Origin of the sequence: Microbacterium jejuense (genome assembly GCF_019511665.1) — a bacterium.
Classification (GTDB): Bacteria; Actinomycetota; Actinomycetes; order Actinomycetales; family Microbacteriaceae; genus Microbacterium; species Microbacterium jejuense_A.
In genome coordinates this window covers 115,199-134,835 of sequence record NZ_JAEUAW010000011.1, presented here as the reverse complement: position 1 = coordinate 134,835, position 19,637 = coordinate 115,199, and the positions used below count along the sequence as shown (strand labels likewise).

At 69.4% G+C, this 19,637-nt stretch carries 14 protein-coding genes; 4 read left to right on the top strand and 10 right to left on the bottom strand.

The genetic code is table 11. The annotated features are described in order from the left end of the window. Positions 1–28: 28 nt before the first annotated feature. From JNB62_RS14360 to JNB62_RS14345, 4 genes are all read right to left on the bottom strand, one after another. On the bottom strand, positions 29–2,371 hold the full coding sequence (locus JNB62_RS14360) for an arylsulfatase (RefSeq protein WP_220301573.1): 2,343 nt from the start codon (positions 2,369–2,371) through the stop codon (positions 29–31). A 101-nt stretch (positions 2,372–2,472) separates the two neighbouring features. Continuing rightward, positions 2,473–5,178 carry a cation-translocating P-type ATPase gene (locus JNB62_RS14355; protein ID WP_220301572.1) on the bottom strand — a complete coding sequence of 902 codons (2,706 nt, stop codon included), beginning with the start codon at positions 5,176–5,178 and terminating at the stop codon, positions 2,473–2,475. A gap of 25 nt (positions 5,179–5,203) precedes the next feature. After that, positions 5,204–6,385 carry an AI-2E family transporter gene (locus tag JNB62_RS14350; RefSeq protein WP_223231160.1) on the bottom strand — a complete coding sequence of 394 codons (1,182 nt, stop codon included), beginning with the start codon at positions 6,383–6,385 and terminating at the stop codon, positions 5,204–5,206. Next, positions 6,382–7,476, bottom strand: coding sequence for a DUF998 domain-containing protein (locus JNB62_RS14345; RefSeq protein ID WP_220301571.1), 1,095 nt, complete (start codon positions 7,474–7,476; stop codon positions 6,382–6,384). The genes JNB62_RS14350 and JNB62_RS14345 overlap by 4 nt, the downstream gene beginning before the upstream one ends. Positions 7,477–7,551: 75 nt before the next feature. Between JNB62_RS14345 and JNB62_RS14340 the strand changes: the two genes are divergently transcribed. Then, positions 7,552–9,129: an MFS transporter gene (locus JNB62_RS14340; RefSeq protein ID WP_220301570.1), complete on the top strand. Its 1,578-nt coding sequence runs from the start codon at positions 7,552–7,554 to the stop codon at positions 9,127–9,129. A gap of 61 nt (positions 9,130–9,190) precedes the next feature. On the opposite strand, the gene JNB62_RS14335 is transcribed toward JNB62_RS14340, so the two are convergent. From JNB62_RS14335 to JNB62_RS14320, 4 genes are all read right to left on the bottom strand, one after another. Then, a complete protein-coding gene (locus JNB62_RS14335) occupies positions 9,191–10,537 on the bottom strand; it encodes a M20/M25/M40 family metallo-hydrolase (RefSeq protein ID WP_220301569.1) in 1,347 nt (448 codons plus the stop codon). A 46-nt stretch (positions 10,538–10,583) separates the two neighbouring features. Continuing rightward, entirely contained in the window at positions 10,584–12,020 is a 1,437-nt protein-coding gene (locus tag JNB62_RS14330; RefSeq protein ID WP_220301568.1) for an anaerobic C4-dicarboxylate transporter, read from the bottom strand. An 88-nt stretch (positions 12,021–12,108) separates the two neighbouring features. Then, a complete protein-coding gene (locus JNB62_RS14325; RefSeq protein ID WP_220301567.1) occupies positions 12,109–12,516 on the bottom strand; it encodes a DUF7144 family membrane protein in 408 nt (135 codons plus the stop codon). A gap of 58 nt (positions 12,517–12,574) precedes the next feature. Then, positions 12,575–12,814: a hypothetical protein gene (locus tag JNB62_RS14320; RefSeq protein ID WP_220301566.1), complete on the bottom strand. Its 240-nt coding sequence runs from the start codon at positions 12,812–12,814 to the stop codon at positions 12,575–12,577. Positions 12,815–12,963: 149 nt separating this feature from the next. Here JNB62_RS14320 and JNB62_RS14315 point away from each other — a divergent pair, with 149 nt between their 5' ends. Genes JNB62_RS14315 through JNB62_RS14305 form a run of 3 tightly spaced genes read left to right on the top strand, consistent with a single transcriptional unit; the run spans position 12,964 to position 17,906 of the window. Then, complete coding sequence (locus JNB62_RS14315; protein ID WP_220301565.1) at positions 12,964–15,531, top strand: LuxR C-terminal-related transcriptional regulator; 2,568 nt, start codon at positions 12,964–12,966, stop codon at positions 15,529–15,531. A 52-nt stretch (positions 15,532–15,583) separates the two neighbouring features. Then, positions 15,584–16,933 (top strand): DUF2252 domain-containing protein, encoded by a 1,350-nt coding sequence (locus tag JNB62_RS14310; RefSeq protein ID WP_220301597.1) that lies wholly within the window; start codon positions 15,584–15,586, stop codon positions 16,931–16,933. Between the two features lie 40 nt (positions 16,934–16,973). Continuing rightward, on the top strand, positions 16,974–17,906 hold the full coding sequence (locus JNB62_RS14305; protein WP_220301564.1) for an HAD family hydrolase: 933 nt from the start codon (positions 16,974–16,976) through the stop codon (positions 17,904–17,906). A 93-nt stretch (positions 17,907–17,999) separates the two neighbouring features. On the opposite strand, the gene JNB62_RS14300 is transcribed toward JNB62_RS14305, so the two are convergent. Both JNB62_RS14300 and JNB62_RS14295 read right to left on the bottom strand, forming a co-directional pair. Continuing rightward, positions 18,000–18,914: a formylglycine-generating enzyme family protein gene (locus JNB62_RS14300; protein ID WP_308291815.1), complete on the bottom strand. Its 915-nt coding sequence runs from the start codon at positions 18,912–18,914 to the stop codon at positions 18,000–18,002. Between the two features lie 17 nt (positions 18,915–18,931). Next, positions 18,932–19,603: a GAP family protein gene (locus JNB62_RS14295; protein WP_220301563.1), complete on the bottom strand. Its 672-nt coding sequence runs from the start codon at positions 19,601–19,603 to the stop codon at positions 18,932–18,934. Positions 19,604–19,637: the final 34 nt, after the last annotated feature.

Genomic DNA, 19,637 nt, shown 5'->3' with positions numbered 1-19,637 from the left:
GCCGCCGGCATCCCTCTCCCGTCCGTCGTCAGTCGCGCGCGTACGCGGCCGCGAGGTGCGCCTCGAGATCGACGTAGGTGTCGTCGGCGATGTCGAAGACGACCTTCGCGATCGTGCCGCCGGTGAAGTCGAACCCGTAGCCGTACAGGGACGACACCGGGTCGGCGCTGTCGCGTCCGATCGTCAAGCCCTCGCCGCAGAGCGAGAAGTGTCCGAGCACGGTGCGGATCTGCTTCTCGCCGACCTGCTGGTCGTCGATGTAGAGCTTCACCGGACCCTTCGGCTCGCGGTAGTCGCCGGTGCCCTCCTTGGTGAACTCCACGCCGATGATGTGCTTCCCCGACGTCGGGATGGGAGCCGACACGCGATCCTCGGGCGGGATGCCGAGGAAGTTGTACACGTAGTGCACCTGGCCGTCCTTCACGACCAGCGCATGCCCGCCGAACCGTGAGCCGTGCGCGAAGATCACCCCTTCGGTCTCGGGGGTGAACTCCACCTCGGCCGCGATCTTGTACGAGCCGCCGTGCACGTTCGCCGCGGACCGCTCGGGCACCTCGCTGGTGCCCGGGTAGTAGACGAACTGGCCCGACGGCGGCGCCGGCTGGTGGAACTCCATCTTGATGAAGGTCTCGAAGTCCTTCGGGTTGCCCAGCACCTGCAGGTCGTTCAGCGGGAGCACGAGATTGGCCTTGGCCTCTTCGAGCCACAGCGCCTTGAGCTCCTCGAGCTTGTCGGGGTGCTCGGCGGCGAGGTTGTGAGCCTCGGCCCGGTCGACGTCGGTGTGGTACAGCTCCCACTCGTCGCCCGGGAAGTCCCCCTTGCCGCTGACCGGACCGTGCACGGTGACGGCCTTCCAGCCCTCGTGCCAGATGCCGCGCTGGCCGAACATCTCGTAGTACTGCGTCTTCTTGTTGGTCGGCCCGTCGGGCGCCTGCGTGAACGACGGGACCATCGAGACACCTGACAGCGGCGTCTGCGGGACGCCGAGGTACGTGTCGGGGAATTCGACGCCGCACGCTTCGAGGATCGTCGGAACGATGTCGACCGAGTGGTGGTACTGGTGGCGGATCTCGCCCTTGGCCGAGAAGCCGGCCGGCCAGTGGATCACCAGCGGGTCGGCGACGCCGCCCTGGTAGGTGTAGCGCTTGAACATCTTGTACGGCGTCGAGAACGCGGCCGCCCACCCCGTCGGGTAGTGGTTGTACGTGTCAGGCGACCCGAGCTTGTCGACCATCGACAGGTTCTGCTGCTCGTCGTCGGGGTAGCCGCCGAAGACCTTGCCCTCGTTGACCGAGCCGTAGGGGCTGCCCTCGCCCGACGCGCCGTTGTCGGCGCAGTAGATGACCAGGGTGTTGTCGAGCTGACCCGACTCCTCCAGGTAGTCGATGATGCGCCCGACCTGCGCGTCGGTGTACTCCGAGAAGCCGGCGTACACCTCGGCCATGCGCGAGAACATCGCCTTCTCCTCATCGCGCAGCGAGTCCCACGGCAGCACCTCGTCGGACTGCGTGAACGTGCCCTCGGGCATGGGGTTCAGGGGCGTGAGGTCGGTGTCCTGCGGGACGATCCCCTTCTCCTTCATGCGCTCGAGCACCCACTCACGGTAGGCCTCGTAGCCGTCGTCGAACTTGCCCTTGTACTTGTCGATGTACTCCTGCGGGGCATGATGCGGCGCGTGGTTGGCTCCCGGGCAGAACCACAGGTACCACGGCTTGTCGGGCTCGGTCTGCTTGACGTCGCGGATCATCTTGAGGGCCTGATCGGCGAGGTCCTTCGAGAGGTGGTAGCCCTCCTCGGGCAGGTACGGCTGGTCGATGTAGTGGTTGTCCTCGGCCAGCGACGGGTACCAGTTGTTGGTCTCTCCGCCGATGAAGCCGTAGAAGCGGTCATAGCCCTGCGCGAGCGGCCAGTTCTTCTTGCTCGCCCCCGCGGTCCATTCGTCGATCGGCACGTTGTGGTTCTTGCCGACCCAGAACGTCGACCAGCCCGCGTCACGCAGCACGTTGGCCATGGTCGCGTTGGACGGCGGGATGTGCGAGTTGTAGCCGGGGAAGCCGGTCGAGGACTCCGAGATCGTCGCGAACCCGTTGAGGTGGTGATTGCGGCCGGTGAGGAACGTCGAGCGCGTCGGCGAGCACAGCGCTGTGGTGTGCCACTGCGTGTAGGTCAGGCCGTCCTTCGCGAGGCGGTCCATCGTCGGCATGTTGATCCGGCCCCCGTATGGCGACCACGCGGCCATGCCGGTGTCGTCGTAGAGGACGACCAGCACATTCGGCGCGTCCTTCGGCGGCTTGGACGGGAGGAACGCATCCCAGTCAGCCACCGAGTCGCGGACGTCGAGTTCGATCTTCCCCTGAAAATCCCGAGGCACCTGGCACTCTCCTTCGTTCGTCAGCGAGGGAGCACCCGAAGCCCCCTCGCTTCGGACCCTATTGGCCGCGGCAGGAGCGGCGGAAGAGCCTCACCGAGGATTCACACGCGCGTCGTGCGCCGTGAGCGCCGCCAGAGCTTCTCGAGCTCGATGAACAGCGGAACCAGCAGCGACAGACCGAGGCAGATCAGCCACTCCGTACCGCTCAGCGATGTCGTGCCGACGAGTCGCTGCAGGAAGCCGATCTCGACGGCGGCGACCGTCAGCGCCAGCGGGATCGACAGCCATTTCACCGCCGTGAGGATCGGCGGTGCGAGGCCGGACTCCGGATCCCGACGCATCACCAGTCCGCCGAAGATCGACCCCAGCGCGGCGACGACGAAGGCCATCGTCACGGGAGCATTCGGCTCCGTCGAGCTGAGCTGGTCGGGGTAGATCAGCAGCGGGACGAGCGTCGTGACGAAGATGAGTCCGCCGTAGAGGAACCACAGCGTGACGGCTCCCCGGTTCGCGATCGTCTTCTTCGGGTCGCGCGGCGGCTGCTGCATGATGCCGTCGGGCGCCGGATCGAGCAGGATCACGATGACGGGGAAGATGGCGATGAAGAAGTTGAGGAACAGCACCATGATCGGCGTCAGCGGCACGCCGTCGTTGATGTCGAAGAGGCTCGCGACGAGGAACAGCAGCACGAGCGAGAACAGCTGCGACATCTGGAACCGGACGTAGCTGACGATCTTGTCGTAGATCGCACGCCCCAGCCGCACGGCCGTCACGAGCGTGCCGAAGTTGTCGTCGACGAGGATCATCTTGCCGGCCTGCTTGGTCACGTCGCTGCCCGAGCCCATCGCGACGCCGATGTCGGCCTGCTTGAGCGCGGCGGCGTCGTTGACGGCGTCGCCCGTCATCGCGACGACGGCGCCGTCCTCCTGCATGAGACGCGCAAGACGCAGCTTGTCTTCGGGGGTGACGCGGCCGAAGACGTGCAGGTGCGGGAGCTTGGCCTTGAGCTCCTCGTCCGACATCGCCTGGATCTCGGCGCCGCTGGCGGCCCCGTCGCCGAGTCCGAGCTGCGCACCGATCGCCGCGGCGGTGATGGCGTGGTCGCCCGTGATCATGCGGACCTCGATGCCCGCCTCACGGGCGATCCGCACGGCCTCCTTCGACGACGGCCGCAGCGGGTCGATGATGCCGACGAGGCCCGCGAGGCTGAGGTCCTTCACCTCGGCCATCGGATCCGCAGGCGTCGGCGTGCCCGGGGCGAAACGGCGGACGGCGAAGGCCAGCACCCGCAGGCCGCGCTCCGACAGCTCGCGGTTGGCGTCGAGGATCGCCTGGCGCCGCTCCTCGATCGGCGCGCTCCCGTCGGGCGTGAGCACCGAGGAGCACCGCTCGAGCACGACGTCGGGCCCGCCCTTGACGAGCTCGACGAGCTCAGTTCCTCCCCCGGCGCCGCTGCGCTCGTGGAAGGTCGCCATGAACTTGTACGCGGAGTCGAACGGAACCTCCGCGGCTCGGGGGTACTGGACGCGCGTGAGTGCGGCATCCGCCCCCATCTTCGCCGCCAGCACGACCAGGGCCGCCTCGGTCGGGTCGCCGATCACGTCGCCGTCGTCCGAGACGGTCGCGTCGCTGCACAGCGTGAGGGCCAGTGCCAGCTGGGTGAAGTCGGGCACCGGGAGCCCCGCGGCGTGGCGGATGTCGCCCGTCTTCTCGTAGCCGGTGCCGCTGACGGTGAACCACTCGCCGGCGTAGTACAGCGACTCCACCGTCATCTCGTTCATCGTGAGCGTGCCGGTCTTGTCGGAGTTGATCGCGCTCGTGGCGCCCAGCGTCTCGACATCGGTGAGGTTCTTGACGACCGCCTTGTGCTCGGCCAGCTGCCGCGAGCCGTACGACAGCATCGCCTGCACGAACGAGGGCATGCCGGTCGGGATGGCCGAGATCGCCATCGAGATGCCGAGGAGGATGACCGAGGCGACCTCCTGCCCGCGCAGGAGTCCGGTCACGATGATGATCGCCACCGCGCCCCACGCGATCCAGCCCAGCACGCCCGTCAGCGCGTCGAGCTCGCGCTGGAGGGGCGACTTCGACGGCTTGACCGCCGACAGCATCGAGGCGATCTGCCCCATCTGGGTTCCCATGCCGGTCGCCACGACGACGGCCGACGCTGTTCCGCGTGTCACCTGCGTGTTCTGGAACACCATGTTGGCGCGGTCGCCGAGGGTGGTCTCGGGGTCGGCGATGACAGCGGGGTCCTTCGCGATGGGCGCGCTCTCGCCGGTCAGCGCGGCCTCCTGCGTCTCGAGCGTCGCCGAGCGGAGGATCCGGGCGTCGGCGGGCACGATGTCGCCGGCCTCGAGCGTGATGACGTCGCCCGGCACGAGCGATGTCGCGTCGACCTGCAGCAGCGCGCCGTCGCGGATCACCTTCGCCTTGGGGATCTGCATCTTCGCGAGCGCGTCGACCGAGGCCTTCGCCTTGAGCTCCTGTCGCGTGCCGAGGAACACGTTGAGGATCACGAGGGCGCCGACGAGGATGCCGACGCTCACCTGGTTGATGAACAGCGAGATGACCGCGACCGCGACCAGCATGACGTTCATCGGGTCGGCGAGCTGGCGCAGCGACACCTGCCACACCGAGGGCGCGGGCTCGGCGGCGATGGCATTGGGCCCGTGCTCGGCGAGCCGACGCTGCGCCTCGGCGCTGGTCAGCCCCGCATCCCGGTCGGTCGCGACGGCAGCCACCACAGCGGCGGAGTCCTGCGTGAACCAGGGCGTTTCAGTGGATCCTCCGTCGACGGTGGTCATGCGTCCGACGCTACCGAGGAGGTCTTCACCCCTCGGGGGTGATCTTGAGGTCCTGCCGGGGCACCACGATCTCGCGGATGATGAGAAGAATGGATGCCGTCACCGGCAACGCGACGAGCACCCCGATGACGCCGCCCAGGGCGCCGCCGACCATCGCGGCGATGAGCACGAGCGCGGCCGGGATCGACACGGCACGGTTCATGATGCGCGGGCTGAGCACGTACGACTCGATCTGGATGTAGACGAGGTACGCGATCGCGAAGATGAGCGCCTGCGTCGGGCTGGAGAAGAGGGCCACGCCCGTTCCCAGCACAAGGAAGATGACCGAGCCGAACAGCGGGATCAGCGTGATGACGAACGCGATGACGGCCATGAGGGCCGCGAACGGCAGGCCGATCACCAGGTGCAGCACGAACACCGCTCCCGCGTTCAGCGCGGACAGCGTCACCGAGCCGAGCAGCGCGCTGCCCACGGATGCCGTGATGCGCTCGGTGAGCTCCTCCAGCTTCGGCCGGCTGTGCGCGGGGGCGAGCTGGTAGAACGCGCGCTTGATCGCGTCGAGCGACGCCAGGAAGTAGAGCGTGAGGGCGACCACGATGAAGCTCGCCGAGATCGCCGCGACGAATCCGACGCCGGCGGCCACGATCCCGACGCCGATCGCGGCGTGGGTCGAGGGGCTCGCGATCCAGTCGGCGAGCCCCTCCACCACGCCCACGATGGCTGCCTGCATGTCGGGAGGAAGGCCCGCGAACCACGGTGTCTGATCGACCTTGTCGAGCGCCTCGGGGATGGTCTTGATGAACTGGCCGATCTGCGCGAGCAGCGGCGGTAGCACGAACACGAGGAACAGCACGAACAGCACCGCGAAGCAGCCGAACACGATGAGGATCGCCATCGGCCGCTTGATCCTCTTGCGCTCCAGCATCCGCACGATCGGGTCGAGACCCAGTGCGAGGAACATCGCCAGCACGATGTAGAGCAGGATCGTGCCGATCGACGTCAGCGCCGTGCCCAGCAGCAGCGCACCCAGCACCCCGACGGTCGCGAGGAACCCCGACACGAGCGGCCGCTGGAAGAGCGCCTGCACGTTGAGCGGCCCGCGGCGGCGCCCTCCGGCGCGCGGTGCCCGGGCGGGCGGTCCGGCGGTGGGCGGCACCGCATCCGGCGCATCGGGTGCACCGGGCGAAGGTGCCCCAGCGTCGGTCATCGTGTGTCTCCCTCGTCCCCGGCATCCTCTCGCCCCGCGACTCCGAGGAACCGGATGAACACGGCGATCCATCCGAAGATCAGGGCGAAGACGATGATCTCGAACGCCGTGAGCGAGAAGTAGCCGACCGAGAACAGCACGACCGACACCACCGTGGCCGCCAGGAACGCCGACGCGGCGACGAAGTAGGCGCGCGGCATCCCTCGCAGGATCCGGTACCCGGCGATGAGCAGCACCAGATACGCGATCGCCATGCCGGAGGCCGACAGGTTGTGCACGAGCAGGTTGACGTCGACGGGGACGATGCCGACGAACGCGAGCATGACGCCCATGATGACGAACGCCGTGCTGACGAAGCGGGCCACGCCCCGGTGCTCGAGCGTCCCGGTCGCGGCGAGCGCCGACAGATCGCGTGAGATGTGCACCGCGAACGTCGTGACGAGCAGGCCGCCCGCGACGAGGGTGCCGTTGAATATCCAGCTCGACAGGTCGTCGAACGTCCCGAGCTGGCTGAAGTGCACCTGCCACCACTGCGGGTCGGGCGTCGTGATCGTGGCCGTGAGCGTGCCGATGGAGATGAACGCCATGAGCAGCGTCGACAGCCGCTGCGTCGTGATGCTCGACGACGACAGATACACGAGGTACGTCGACAGTCCCAGCGTCACCGCCATCAGCACGACCGCCCAGAACGTCACGATCGGCAGGCCGATGAAGCCGAGCGCCAGCAGCCGGTACAGCGCGTAGGTCGCCAGATACGCCAGTGCGACATGCACGACCACGACCGAGATCGTGTTCACGGTGAACAGCCACGGTGCGAGCTGCCGGCGCCACTGCTGCTCGGGCTGCGCGCGCGAGCGCCAGTAGCCGGCGGTCGCGGCGATCGCCGCGACCACTGCCGCCCCCGCCGCCGCCCAGACCGCGAACGGGTCATCGCCGACGAACGACAGCGCCCCCGAGATCTGTGCCACGACGAACCCGTACACGGCGCCCACCACTTGCGCGGCCAGAGACGCGTAGACGGCCTCGCGCTCGGCGCGGCGGGTCTGCACGGGCGAGCCGGAGGCGGCCCCGTCGGAGGCGATCCGGGTCATGGCGCCAGTCTGTACCGGGGACCGTCACCCGGCGGGGGTGATTCCCGCGGAGCCGCGGCGTGGTTCGCTTCCGACATGAGCAGCGGGCAAGACGCAGGCCGGTTCAACGCGCGCGTGGCGATCCTCATGGCGATGGCGATGTTCGTGCTGGTCGTCGACACGTCGCTCATGAACGTCTCGATCTCGGCCGTGGTGCGGGACCTGGATGCCACCGCCAGCGGCGTGCAGGGAGCGATCGCGCTCGAGGCGCTGGTGTCGGCCGCCTTCATCCTCATCGGCGGCAAGACGGGCGACCTGATCGGACGCCGGCGCGCGTACGTGCTCGGCCTCGTCGGCTACATGATCGGGGCGATCGCGATGACGTTCGCGTCGAGCCTGACCGCCGTCATCATCTTCTGGGCCCTCATCGGCGGGCTCGGGGCATCCCTCCTGCTGCCGTCGATGCAATCGCTCATCCACGGCAACTTCGAGGGCGCGCACCGCACGCGCGTGTATGCGATGGTGGGTGCGGCGGCGGCGATCGCCGCCGCTGTCGGGCCGCTCCTGGGCGGCGCCATCACGACGTTCCTGTCGTGGCGTGTCGGGTTCGCCCTCGAAGCCCTCACGATCCTCGTCGTGCTGATCGGCGTGCGCCTGGTGAAGGATGTGCCGTTCACCGGCGACCGCTCGGTCGACATCGTGGGCTCGGTGCTGTCGGTCGTCGGCATGGGCGGCATCGTCCTCGGCATCCTGCTGTGGCAGGAGGGCGCCGGCTACGTGGGCGCGACGATCGCGCTGGGCGTGCTCGCCCTCCTCGGCCTGGGGTTCTGGCTCGTGCGCCGCAAGCGCGCCGGCCGGGCCACGCTGCTGGATCCCGCGCTCTTCTCCTCGAAGGCGTTCCGCACGGGCGCGACCGGTCAGCTGCTGCAGCAGATCACTCTCGGCGGCACGATGATCGTGCTGCCGCTGTACCTGCAGATGGTGCTGGAGTACGACGCGTTCCTCGCCGGCCTGTCGATCGCCCCGCTGTCGCTCAGCATGTTCGTGATCGCGATCCTGGCCGGCCGGGGCGTCAAGCGGCGTCCCGCGACGATCATCCTGTTCGGATTCCTGCTCGCCGTGATCGGCCTGGTCGTGCTGGTTCCGCTCGTCCCGATCGCGACGAGCGGCTGGTACCTCGCGGTGCCCCTCGTCATCGTGGGCTGCGGGCTCGGCATGCTCGTGTCGCAGCTGAACAACTACACGCTGTCGCCCATCGCGGAGGAGCGGGTGAGCGAGGCTGCGGGCGTCAACTCGGCGGCAGGTTCGTTCGGCCTGTCGTTCGGGCTCGCGTTCGCGGGCGCGATCCTGCTCGCCGCGCTCGCGAGCAGCTTCACCGCGCTCGCCGACCAGAGCACCGTCCTCAGCGCCGACGAGAAGACACAGGTCGCCACCGTGCTCGAGGACGACGCCGAGCTCATGTCGAACACCGGGCTCGAAGAGCTGCTCGCCGATGAGCCCCCCGAGACCTCGGCGGAGATTGTCCGCATCAACAGCGAGGCCGGTCCGATCGCACTGCAGATCGCACTGTTCGTGCCGATTCTGGCCGCTGCAGCCGGCGCGCTCAACGCACTGCGCATGCGGCGGCTGCCCGACCCGGCGCCCTCGAGCGGGCACGAGAGCATCGTCGGCTGAGCGGAACGACGAGTGGATGCCGGCGGCCGCGGCCGCCGGCATCCACTCGTCTCACGCCCGGTCATGCGTGGGCCGAGGACGCGACCTCCTCGATGAACGCGACCTGTGCGGCGATCATGCGCGCGATCTCGGCCGGATCCACCGACTCGTCCGATGCGTGGATGCGGGCCTTCGCGGTGTCTTCGGCGCCCCACAGCACGATCGCGGCGTCCGGAGCGATCTTCTTGAGCGATGCCACGAGCGGGATCGACGCACCGCTGCCGATCGACTCGACCTCGGCGCCGTAGGCCGACGCGAGCGCGTCCTTCGCCGCCACGATCGCGGGATGGGTCTGGTCGACCGCGAATGCGTGACCGGTCTTCACCTTCACGACCTCGACCTCGCAGTTCCACGGCCTCTGCGCACGCAGGTGCGCCATGAGCGCCTCGAGCTGTGCATCGGCGTCCGATCCGGGGACGATCCGCATCGACAGCTTCGCGGTGACTTCGGGCAGCAGCACGTTGGACGCCTCGGCGGTGCTCGGCAGGTCCATGCCGAGCACCGTCACCGAGGGCTTGGCCCAGATGCGGTCCGACAGCGAGCCGGTGCCCAGGTAGTCGACGCCGGGGAGGATCGCCGAGCCGTCGCGGTAGACGCCCTCCTCCATCGCGGCACCGTCCCACTGCGACACGTCGACCCCGGGGATGACCGTGTCGCCGGCCTCGTCGTGCAGCGTGTCGAGGATGCGGATCATCGCCGTCATGGCGTCCGGTGCGGCCCCGCCGAAGAGGCCGGAGTGCACGGGGAACGACAGGGTGCGCACCGTGACGGTGCACGCCACGTCCCCGCGCAGCGCGGTGGTCAGCCCGGGCCGGCCGACGACCTGACCGCCGATGTCGGCGATGACGAACGCGTCGGCGGCGAACCTCTCGGGGCTCGCCTCGACGAAGCCCTCGAGGTGCGAGATCGTCTCCTCCTCGCCTTCGACCAGCAGCTTTATGCGGCACGGCCGAGCTTCGCCGAGCAGGCGCAGCGTCGCGTAGTGGATCACGAGCCCGGACTTGTCGTCGGCGGCGCCGCGCCCGTAGATGCGTCCGTCCTCGCCTGTGACCGGCTCGAACGGCGACGTCGACCAGCCCTGGCTGGCCGGAGCCGGCTGGACGTCGTAGTGGGCGTAGAGCAGCACCGTCGGCGACCCCTCGGGTCCGGGAAGGTCTGCGAACACGCACGGGTACCCGCCGGGGACATCGAGGAGGGCGACGTCGGTGGCACCGGCCGCCTCGAAGAGCTCGACGACGGCCTGCCCCATGCGGTGCACTGGCTCCGGGTCGAATCCCGGAAATGCCACGGACGGGATCCGCACGAGATCCCGCAGGCGGTCGAGCACCTCGGGCATCAGCTGCTCGACGTCGGACGCACGATCGGACATGATTCCTCTTCTCGTCGGTGTTCTGGGCTCGCGGGACGGTCCGCGTTCACGCGGGCACGATCAGCTGGATCAGCAGACCCGAGGCGACGACCGCGACCCACGACACCAGCATGGGGATCGTGAACGAGTGCCAGACCGGGATCTGCGTGAGCCTGGTCGACCCGGTGGCGTCGGTCTCGACAGCTGCGATCTGCGAGCCGTTCGCGGGGAACAGCCACACGCCGATGAGCGACGGCCACATCGCCGTGATCACTCCGGGCGCGAGCCCCGCGGCGAGCGCGATCGGGATGAGCGTGTTCGTGGTGGCTGATTGGCTCGTCGTCAGACCGCAGACGATGAAGAGCGCGACAGCCAGCAGCAGGGGGTTCGCATCGATCATCTGACCGAGCGGCTCGATGATGGTCTCCTCGTTGGCGGCGATGAAGGTGTCGGCCATCCACGCGATGCCGAAGAGGGCGACGGCGGCCACGTAGCCGGCTTTGAGCAACGGCTGCTCGACCACTTGGCTGGGCTTCACGCGGCGCACCAGGATGATGACGAGCGCGGCGGTGAACATCACCATCTCGATGACCGTCGCCATGCCGATCGGCACGAGCTCGCCGTCGTCGTCGGGGAACGCCGGCCGCAGGCTCGGGAACAGTCCCAGCAGCACCACCAGCAGCGTTCCGGCGATGAAGATGAGCGCGGCGGTCCTGCCGCCGGGGGGCACAGGGTGCTCGATGAACGTGGATGCCGTCTTCTCGGCCGTCTTCGTGCGTGCTCTGCGGGAGGCATCCGCGGCTCCGCCGCCAGCAGTGCCGGACATCTTGGCGTCGTACCGCGCGCGGAGCGCCGGCGACAGCTCGACGCGGCCGTCGGCGACCCGCTTCAGGAACTCCGGATCGTCGAGCAGATCCTTGCCGAGGCGCTGCTGCACGAACGACGCTGCGATGCACGCGACGACCGCGGACGGGATCGTGATGAGCAGGATCTGCGGCAGCTCGTAGCCGGTGCCGGCCATGAGCACGAGGTACGCGGCCATCGCCGCCGACACCGGGCTGGCCGTGATGCCGAGACCGGACGTCACCGTCGAGGCGGCCAGCGCGCGCTCGGGGCGCTGGCCGTTGCGATATGCCGTCTCGTAGATCACCGGGATGAGCGCGAAGAAGATGTTGGACGTGCCCGAGAGCACCGTGAACACGAAGGCCACGATCGGCGCGACGTAGGTGAGCCGCCGCGGATTGCGCTGGATGATCTTGGAGGCGATCGACACCAGATAGTCGATGCCCCCAGCCGCCTGCATGGCCGAGGACGCGGTGATGACCGCGATGATGATGAAGAACGCGTCGATGGGCGGCGAACCCGGCTCGAGCCGGAAGACGAACACCAGGATCGTCGTGCCGACGACGCCCCACAGACCCAGCCCGAGTCCGCCGGTGCGGACGCCGAGCACGATGGCGCCGAGCACCACGCACGCCTGCAGGATGACCAGAACGGTTTCCATGTCACTCCTTTGCCGGTGCGCACCGCCGCCTGACTCGCGTCAGGCGTGACGGCCCGGGACCGGCGTCCCGGGCCGAGCCTGGTCCGCGTCAGTCCTCGATCGTCAGTTCTCGCCCGTGGGCCGTCAGCGCGTAGATCACGAGGATGTCGACGGCGATGATGGCGAGCGCCCAGAAGGGCTGCGTCGGGATCAGCATGAGCTGCCCGATCGCGCTCAGCGCGGCGAGGATGATCGCGACCACCCGCGCCCAGGTCTGCCCTGCCAGCAGGGCGATGCCCGTCAGGATCAGCAGCACCCCGACGATGAGGTTCCACCATCCCCATCCCTGTACGTCGAAGAGGAAGAGGGAGCCGTCCACGACGGCGAAGTAGGCGTCCGGGCCGACGATCGCGACGAGTCCCTGCAGCCCGCCGAAGACACCGCTGATCAGCAGGATGACCCCGGCGAAGACGCCCCAGCCCGCCCATCCGGTGCGGCCGCTCGTTGTACTGCTCATTGCGTTCTCCTGTTCTCTCATGCCCAGCACACGCACGCTAAGAGCGCGTGTGCCTCGGTCACGTCACCCGGCGAGGGTGAGAATCCTCGTCGTCGACCGGGTTCACCGAGATGACCGTCACATGCAGTCCGTCGAACATCGCGAGCAGCCCGATCAGCCGCGCCTGATCGGGAACGGGACCGACCACGTGCGTGCGTCCCTGCTCATCGGCCGTGACGGCGAAGCCCTCCAGCGCCGTGGCGACGAGGTCGGGACTCAGCGGTCCGCCGACCACGATCTCGACCGTCTGATCGCGCATCGTGCCCCCCTTCGAGACGGCGTCCCCCGGCGTTCTGGTGGCCGCGGCGACAACTCTCCCGCAGGGCTCTCGCCGCCACGTCACCCCTGTGGGATGATTTGGCCACCGCGCCCCCAGGGGAAGGGATGCCAGTGGGCGAACCTCGCAGGATGCCGCCGCACGCCGTGGACCGCCCTGCCCTGCGGCGACAGCTCGACGCGGCCCTGCACTCGCCGCTGGCGCTCGTGGTGGCGCCGGCGGGGGCGGGCAAGACGGTGCTCATCACGCAGTGGACGCAGTGCCGCCCCGATCTCGCGGTCGCGTGGTTCGACCTGTCGGCCACCGACCGCGCTGCAGGCTCGTTCGTGCGCCGGCTGTGCGCGGGGATCGCGGCGGTCGCACCGCGGTTCTCACCACCGGACCCGCCCGCAGTCACGGCCCGTGCACGACTCGGCGAGCCGTTCCTGGTCGACCTCGCGGAGCGCCTGGCAGAGGCAGGGGACATCGTGCTCGTGTTCGACGACCTCGACCAGCTCTCGAAGACGGCGGTCCTGACCGACCTGTGGCGGCTCGTGGATCTGCTCCCCGGCAACGCCCACGCGATCTTCTCGTCGCGGGTCGATCTGGACCTCGGCTGGAGCAGGCACCGGCTCGAGCACGACCTCGTCGAGATCCGCCAGCGTGAACTGGCGTTCGACGACGAGACCACCGGCAAGGTGCTGTCCGCGATCGCCGGGCGCCAGATCGCCCCGGCCACGGCGGCCGCGGTCACGGCGCAGACCGAGGGGTGGGCGGCAGGGGTGCAGCTGACAGCCCTGCGGCTGCGGTTCGCCGAAGATCCGGCCCGCGTGGTCGAGGAGCTCACCGAGACCAATCAGCTCGTCATGAACTATCTCAGCGTCGAGGTGCTGGACGGGCTCCGCCCTGACCGGCGCGACGCGCTCATGCGGCTGGCGGTACTCGACGAGATGTCGGCCGGGCTCGTCGAGGCGGTCGCCGACATCGCGGGCGGTGACGAGTTCCTCACAGGGCTCGAGCGCGATTCGCTGTTCCTCGTCCGCGTGCCGGGCCGCCCCGGCTGGTTCCGCCTTCACCGACTGTTCCGCGACCTGCTCACCTATCGTCTGCGCGCGACCGACTCCGCCGCCGAGGGGGCCGTGCTCGAGGCCGCCGCCGACTGGTTCCTCGCCTCGGGCGACACCGACACCGCCGTCGACTACCTGCTGCGAGGCCGCCGCTGGACCCGTGGTATGGACCTCATCCTGGGCATCGGGCCGGGTCCGTCCGAAGAGGCGCGTTCCGCCAAGATCGTCCAGTGGCTCTCCCTCGTGCCGCCCGATGTGCGCGAGGCGCGATCCGACGCGGTGCTGCTGCTCGCGATCGCGAACACGATGAGCGGGCATCCGAGCTCCGCCGTCGACACGCTGCAGCGGCTCGTCGCCGACCATCGCCTCACCGTCGGCCGCCGTCAGATCGCCCTGGCGTACCTCGCCGCCGAGGTGCAGTTCCATCCCCATCCCGAGCTCTTCGCCGATATCGCAGGCGAGGCCCTCGATCTTCTGGCGACGCACCCGGACGCGGACCCGCCCGACCTGATCGGCCTGACGTCGCCTGTGCTGCTGCAGCTGACCAGTCACGTGTCGGCCGGTCGAGCGCTGCTCATGCTCGGCCGGATCGATGAGGCGCGCGCCCAGCTCGCCGCCGCCCTCTCGCCCGCTGCCCTCGCGTATGCCCGCCATCGCGTGCACGCACTCGGCACGCTGGCCATCGCGGAGGCGCTGTCGGGCCTGCTCACGAGCGCCTGGGAGCACGCGAACGAATCCCTCGACGTCGCACGCGATGTCGGCGCGCACGGTCATCCCGCTCCCGCCGACGCCCATCTCGCCCGCGCGCTCGTGTGCATCCAGCGCGGCGAGGCCGGGGCGGGTGCCGCCTCACTCGCCGTCGCGGTCACGGCGGCGGCATCCGACAATCGCACCCAGCTGCTCTGGCTCTCGCACGCCGCCTCGCGCGTCATCCACCCGCGCGACGTCCCCGACGAGGTCGAGGCCCTCGGCCCGCCGCCCCCGCTCGTGCGCCAGTCGCTGCTGTCGTTCTCGATGCGGGAAGCGCGCCTGAAGGGCGGGCACAGCAGTCTTCCGGCGCCGTCATCGGAGTGGTCCGCTGTCGCATTCGAAGAGGTCGCGGGGCTGGTCGGCGCAGGGCGCACGGCGCAGGCGCGCGAGCGGCTCGCCCAGCTGCGGGCCGCCGGCGTTCAGCCGCACCCGATCGCGTCCATCGAGGCCGACGCCCTCGCCGCCTGGCTCTGCGCGGCCGAGGGACACCGTGTCGCCGCAAGGGACCACCTCGAGACCGCGCTGCAGCGTGCACACGACGAGCGGCTCGCCCGGCCGTTCCTGCGGGTGGGTCCGCCGCTGCTCGACCTCCTCGACGAGGTCCCGACGGGCCGCACGGACTTCGGCAGGTCGATCGCGGAGCGCCTGCGCGCCCAGGGCTCGCCGGGCAGCGAACGCCTCGTCGACGAGCTGACCCCTCGGGAGCTGGAGCTCATCGGCTACCTGCCGACGCGCTACACGATCGCCGACATCGCCGAGCGGTGCTTCCTCTCGACGAACACGATCAAGACCCACCTCGCGCACATCTACCGCAAGCTCGGGGTGGCGTCGCGGGATGCCGCGATCGAACGCGCGACCGAGCTCGGTCTGTTCGAGACCAGAGAAGGCGACCACGTCATCTGACGCGGGTGATGCGCACACCGTCGCACGGGACCACAATGACGCCGTGAGCACGATGTCAGACGCCGCCTGGTCCGGGCCGGTGAGCACCCAGGAACGCGTCGCAGAGGGCCTTGCCGCCCGCAAGCGCACGCCGCGCCGCGCACTCGCGGCTCTGACCACCTCCGGACGCGATCCGCTGGCGATCCTCGACGCGCAGAATCGCACCCGTGTGCCCGAACTCGTGCCGCTGCGCAATGAGCGCATGTCGGCCAACCCGTTCGCCTTCTACCGGGCCACCGCCGCGCTGCAGGCGGCCGATCTTGCCAGGGACCCGCACAGCGGCATCCTGGTGGCCTCGTGCGGCGACGCGCATGTCGCCAACTTCGGCTTCTACGCGTCGCCGCAGCGCACGCTGGTGTTCGACCTCAACGACTTCGACGAAGCCGCGTGGGCACCGTGGGAGTGGGACCTCAAGCGCCTCATCGCGAGTGTCGTCATCGCCGGTCAGGCGACCTCCCGCGATGAGTCGGTAGTGGATGCCGCGGTCCGCGGCGCCGTCTACGCCTACGCGCGCGCCATCCGGAAGTCGGTCGGAGTGTCGCCGCTCGAGCGCTACTACCTGCACTCCGACGTGAAAGCGGCCCTCGCGATCATGGATCCGCAATCCCGGCGCGCGATGCGTGTTGCGATCCGCGAGGCGAAGAAGCGCACCGGCGCCAAGGCTGCGCGCAAGCTGACGCAACTCGACGAGGACGGGCGGCGCAGGTTCGTCGACCAGCCGCCGACGATGACGCACGTCGAGTCCGAGTTCGCGAACCGCCTGCAGGGCTACATCGAGACATACGTCGCCAGCGCCGACATCACGATCCGCGTGCTGCTGCACGACTACGTCTTCGCCGACATCGCGCGGCGGGTCGTCGGTGTCGGAAGCGTCGGAACGCGGTGCTGGATCACGGTCTTCCAGGACGGTGACGGTCGGGCGCTGCTGCTGCAGATCAAGGAAGCGGGGCGCAGCGTGCTCGCGGAGTACGGGGGTATCGAGCAGCCCCCGGAGGCGGACCGCTTCATCGCCGAACACGGCCAGGGCGCCCGCGTGGTCGCGCTGCAGAAGACCCTGCAGGCGTTCTCGGACCCGTTCCTCGGTCATGCGCGGGGGCCCGAGGGCCGCGACTTCTACGTGCGCCAGTTCCGCGACATGAAGGGAGGCATCACAGCCGAGACTCTCGAGGACGTCCCCTTCGCCACGTACGCGCAGGCGTGCGCCATCACGCTGGCCCGCGCGCACGCGCAGTCTCAGACCGTGACGCAGCTGGCGGGGTACATCGGAAGCGGGCGCGTCGTGGCCGAGTCGATCTTGGAGTGGGCGCGCGCGTATGCCGACCTCTCGCGTGCGGACTACGACGCCTTCATCGCCGCGAGCTGAGACGACCACGGCGTGGCGGTCCACCGCTAGAGTCACGTCCATGAGCGACCCCCTGCCCTCGTGGCGCGACACCGCCACCCGCGCCGCGATCCTCGACTTCGTGGCCGCCGTGACCGACGAGGGCGGCCCGGACTATGTCGCGTCCGAGGCGCGCACGGCGGTCTTCGACAACGACGGCACGCTGTGGACCGAGAAGCCGATGCCCACGCAACTGCACTACCTGCTGGAGCAGTGGAAGGCCGCGGCGGCCGCCGACCCCTCGCTCGCCGACAAGCAGCCGTACAAGGCCGCCGCCAGCGGCGACCTGTCGTGGCTGGGCGGCGCGATCGACAAGCACTACGCCGGCGATGACGCCGACCTGGGTCTGCTGATCGCCGCGGTCGCGAGCACCTCCGGGGGTGTCAGTGTCGACGAGTACGCGGCATCCGTCGCGCAGTTCTATCGAGACGCCCGTCACTTCACCCTCGGCACGCCGTACGCGCAGGTGGTCTACCAGCCCATGGTCGAGCTCATCCGGTTCCTCGAGGCGAACGGCTTCACGACGTACATCGTGTCGGGCGGCGAGCGCGACTTCATGCGTCCGATGACCGAGGCCAACTACGGCATCCCCGCCGAGCGCGTCGTCGGCACCGGCATGGGACTCGCCTACGACGACGCCACGAACACGGTGCGCTACGCGCCGAAGCTCGCCTTCTTCGACGACGGTCCTGAGAAGCCTGTCCGCATCTGGATGCGAACGGGGCGCCGGCCGATCCTCGCCGCCGGCAACTCCAACGGCGACATCCCAATGCTGCGCTACGCGCAGGGCAGCCCCCGCAGCCTCGCCCTGCTCGTGCACCACGACGACGACACCGGCCGCGGCGACACGCCCTACGACAAGGGCGCCGAGCAGGCTCTGACCGCGGCATCCCGTCACGGCTTCACCGTCGTCAGCGTCCGCGACGACTGGTCGCAGGTCTTCCCCGCCGAGTGAGTGCAACGCGAGTCCGCTGGGCCGGCTCGCGACGTTTCGTCTTCGCTCGTTCCTCGCTCCGCTCAACGACCAGCGGCGCGAGACGGGAGAGGGTCAGGCCTCGCCGACGAGACGGAAGCCGATGTGCGACATGCCGGTGTCCTCCGCCTGCGGCGAGCGCGCCGCCGGACGGAAGCGCAGGCAGTAGTCGGGCGAGCACAGGTGCGATCCGCCCTTGAGCACACGGCGCGGGATCGACGGGAAGCCCTCCTGCGCGCTCGCCGCGGCCAGCAGGTTCGCGCGCTTGCCGGCATCCACCGGCTTGTCCGACAGACGCAGATGCCGCGGCGTGTAGAAGTCGGTGGTCCACTCCCACACGTTGCCGGTCATGTCGTACAGCCCGAAGCCGTTGGGAGCGTACGAGCCGACGGGGGCGGCATCCCCCACTCCCTGGTTGTCGTACGGAAAGCGCCCGAGCCACGAGTTCGCCTGCGCCACGCCACCCGGGTAGGGCTCGTCGCCCCACGCGAACCGCTTGCCGTCGAGCCCGCCGCGGGCGGCGTACTCGTGCTCGGTCTCGGTCGGCAGGCGCAGCCCGGCCCAGTCGGCGTAGGCCTGGGCGTCCTCGTACGCGATGTGGACGACGGGATGCCGCAGCCTCTCGTCGATGGACGACTCCGGCCCGAACGGCCGACGCCAGTACGCTCCGGGTTGCCAGCGCCACCAGTTGCGCCAGTCGCGCAGGTCGACGGGTCCGGGCGTGGGCGTGAACACCATGGAGCCCGGCACCATGTCGGCCGGGTCGGCGCCCGGGAAGGCGGCCGGATCGAGGTCGCGCTCGGCGACCGTGACGTAACCGGTGTCGTCGACGAACGCGGCGTACTGCTCGTTCGTCACGGCGTACCGGTCGATGCGGAACGGTGCGACCTCACGCTCGTGGACCGGCTGCTCGTCGGGGTAGAACTCGTCCGAGCCCATCGTGAACGTGCCGCCGGGAAGCAGCACCTGGTCGTGGATCGCAGACGTCACCCCACCACCGTAACGGCCTAGAAGCTGCCGATGCCCTTGCCGATCATCGAGACGCCGATCACGAGCAGCAGCACGGCCATGATGATCGCGTTCTCACGGCCCAGCCACACTCGCAGCGCGTCCAGCGGTCCGCGCAGCCTGTCGGCGGCGATGAGGTACCCGACGACCGGGACGAGGACAGTGGATGCCGCAAGCAGCGTGAAGATCGCGATCACGAGCACGATCTCACCGGTCTCGAGGGCGGCCGAGCCGATGTCGACGCCGGCGCCCGCCGCCATGAGCAGGTTCTTCGGGTTGATCGCGGACAGCAGGAAGCCGAGGCCGAACGCGACCGGGAACGTGACCTTGTCGATGGCCTGCATCCACTTCGGCATCTTCGGCTCTTCGCCGGCCTTCGGCCGCCCGCGCCACTGGCGGACGGCGAGCAGCAGCAGCAGGACGCCGAGGATCAGCTGGATGACGCCCTGGATCGGCTTGGAGGCATCCGGATCGTTCTCGGGCAGCACCGACGAGAGCAGCGTGAACACCGTGACCGCCACGACGATGCCGATCACCCACCCGAGGAGGAACCCGACGCTGGTGACCCGCGCCTTCGGCGAGAGCAGCATGAGGATCGCTGCGATGACCGGGATGGGGCTGATGGCCACACCGAGGGCGAGGGGAAGGATGTCTCCGATGACGGCGCCCATGGGCGTGCCTCCTGGTCGGGAAGGGTTACGGCTG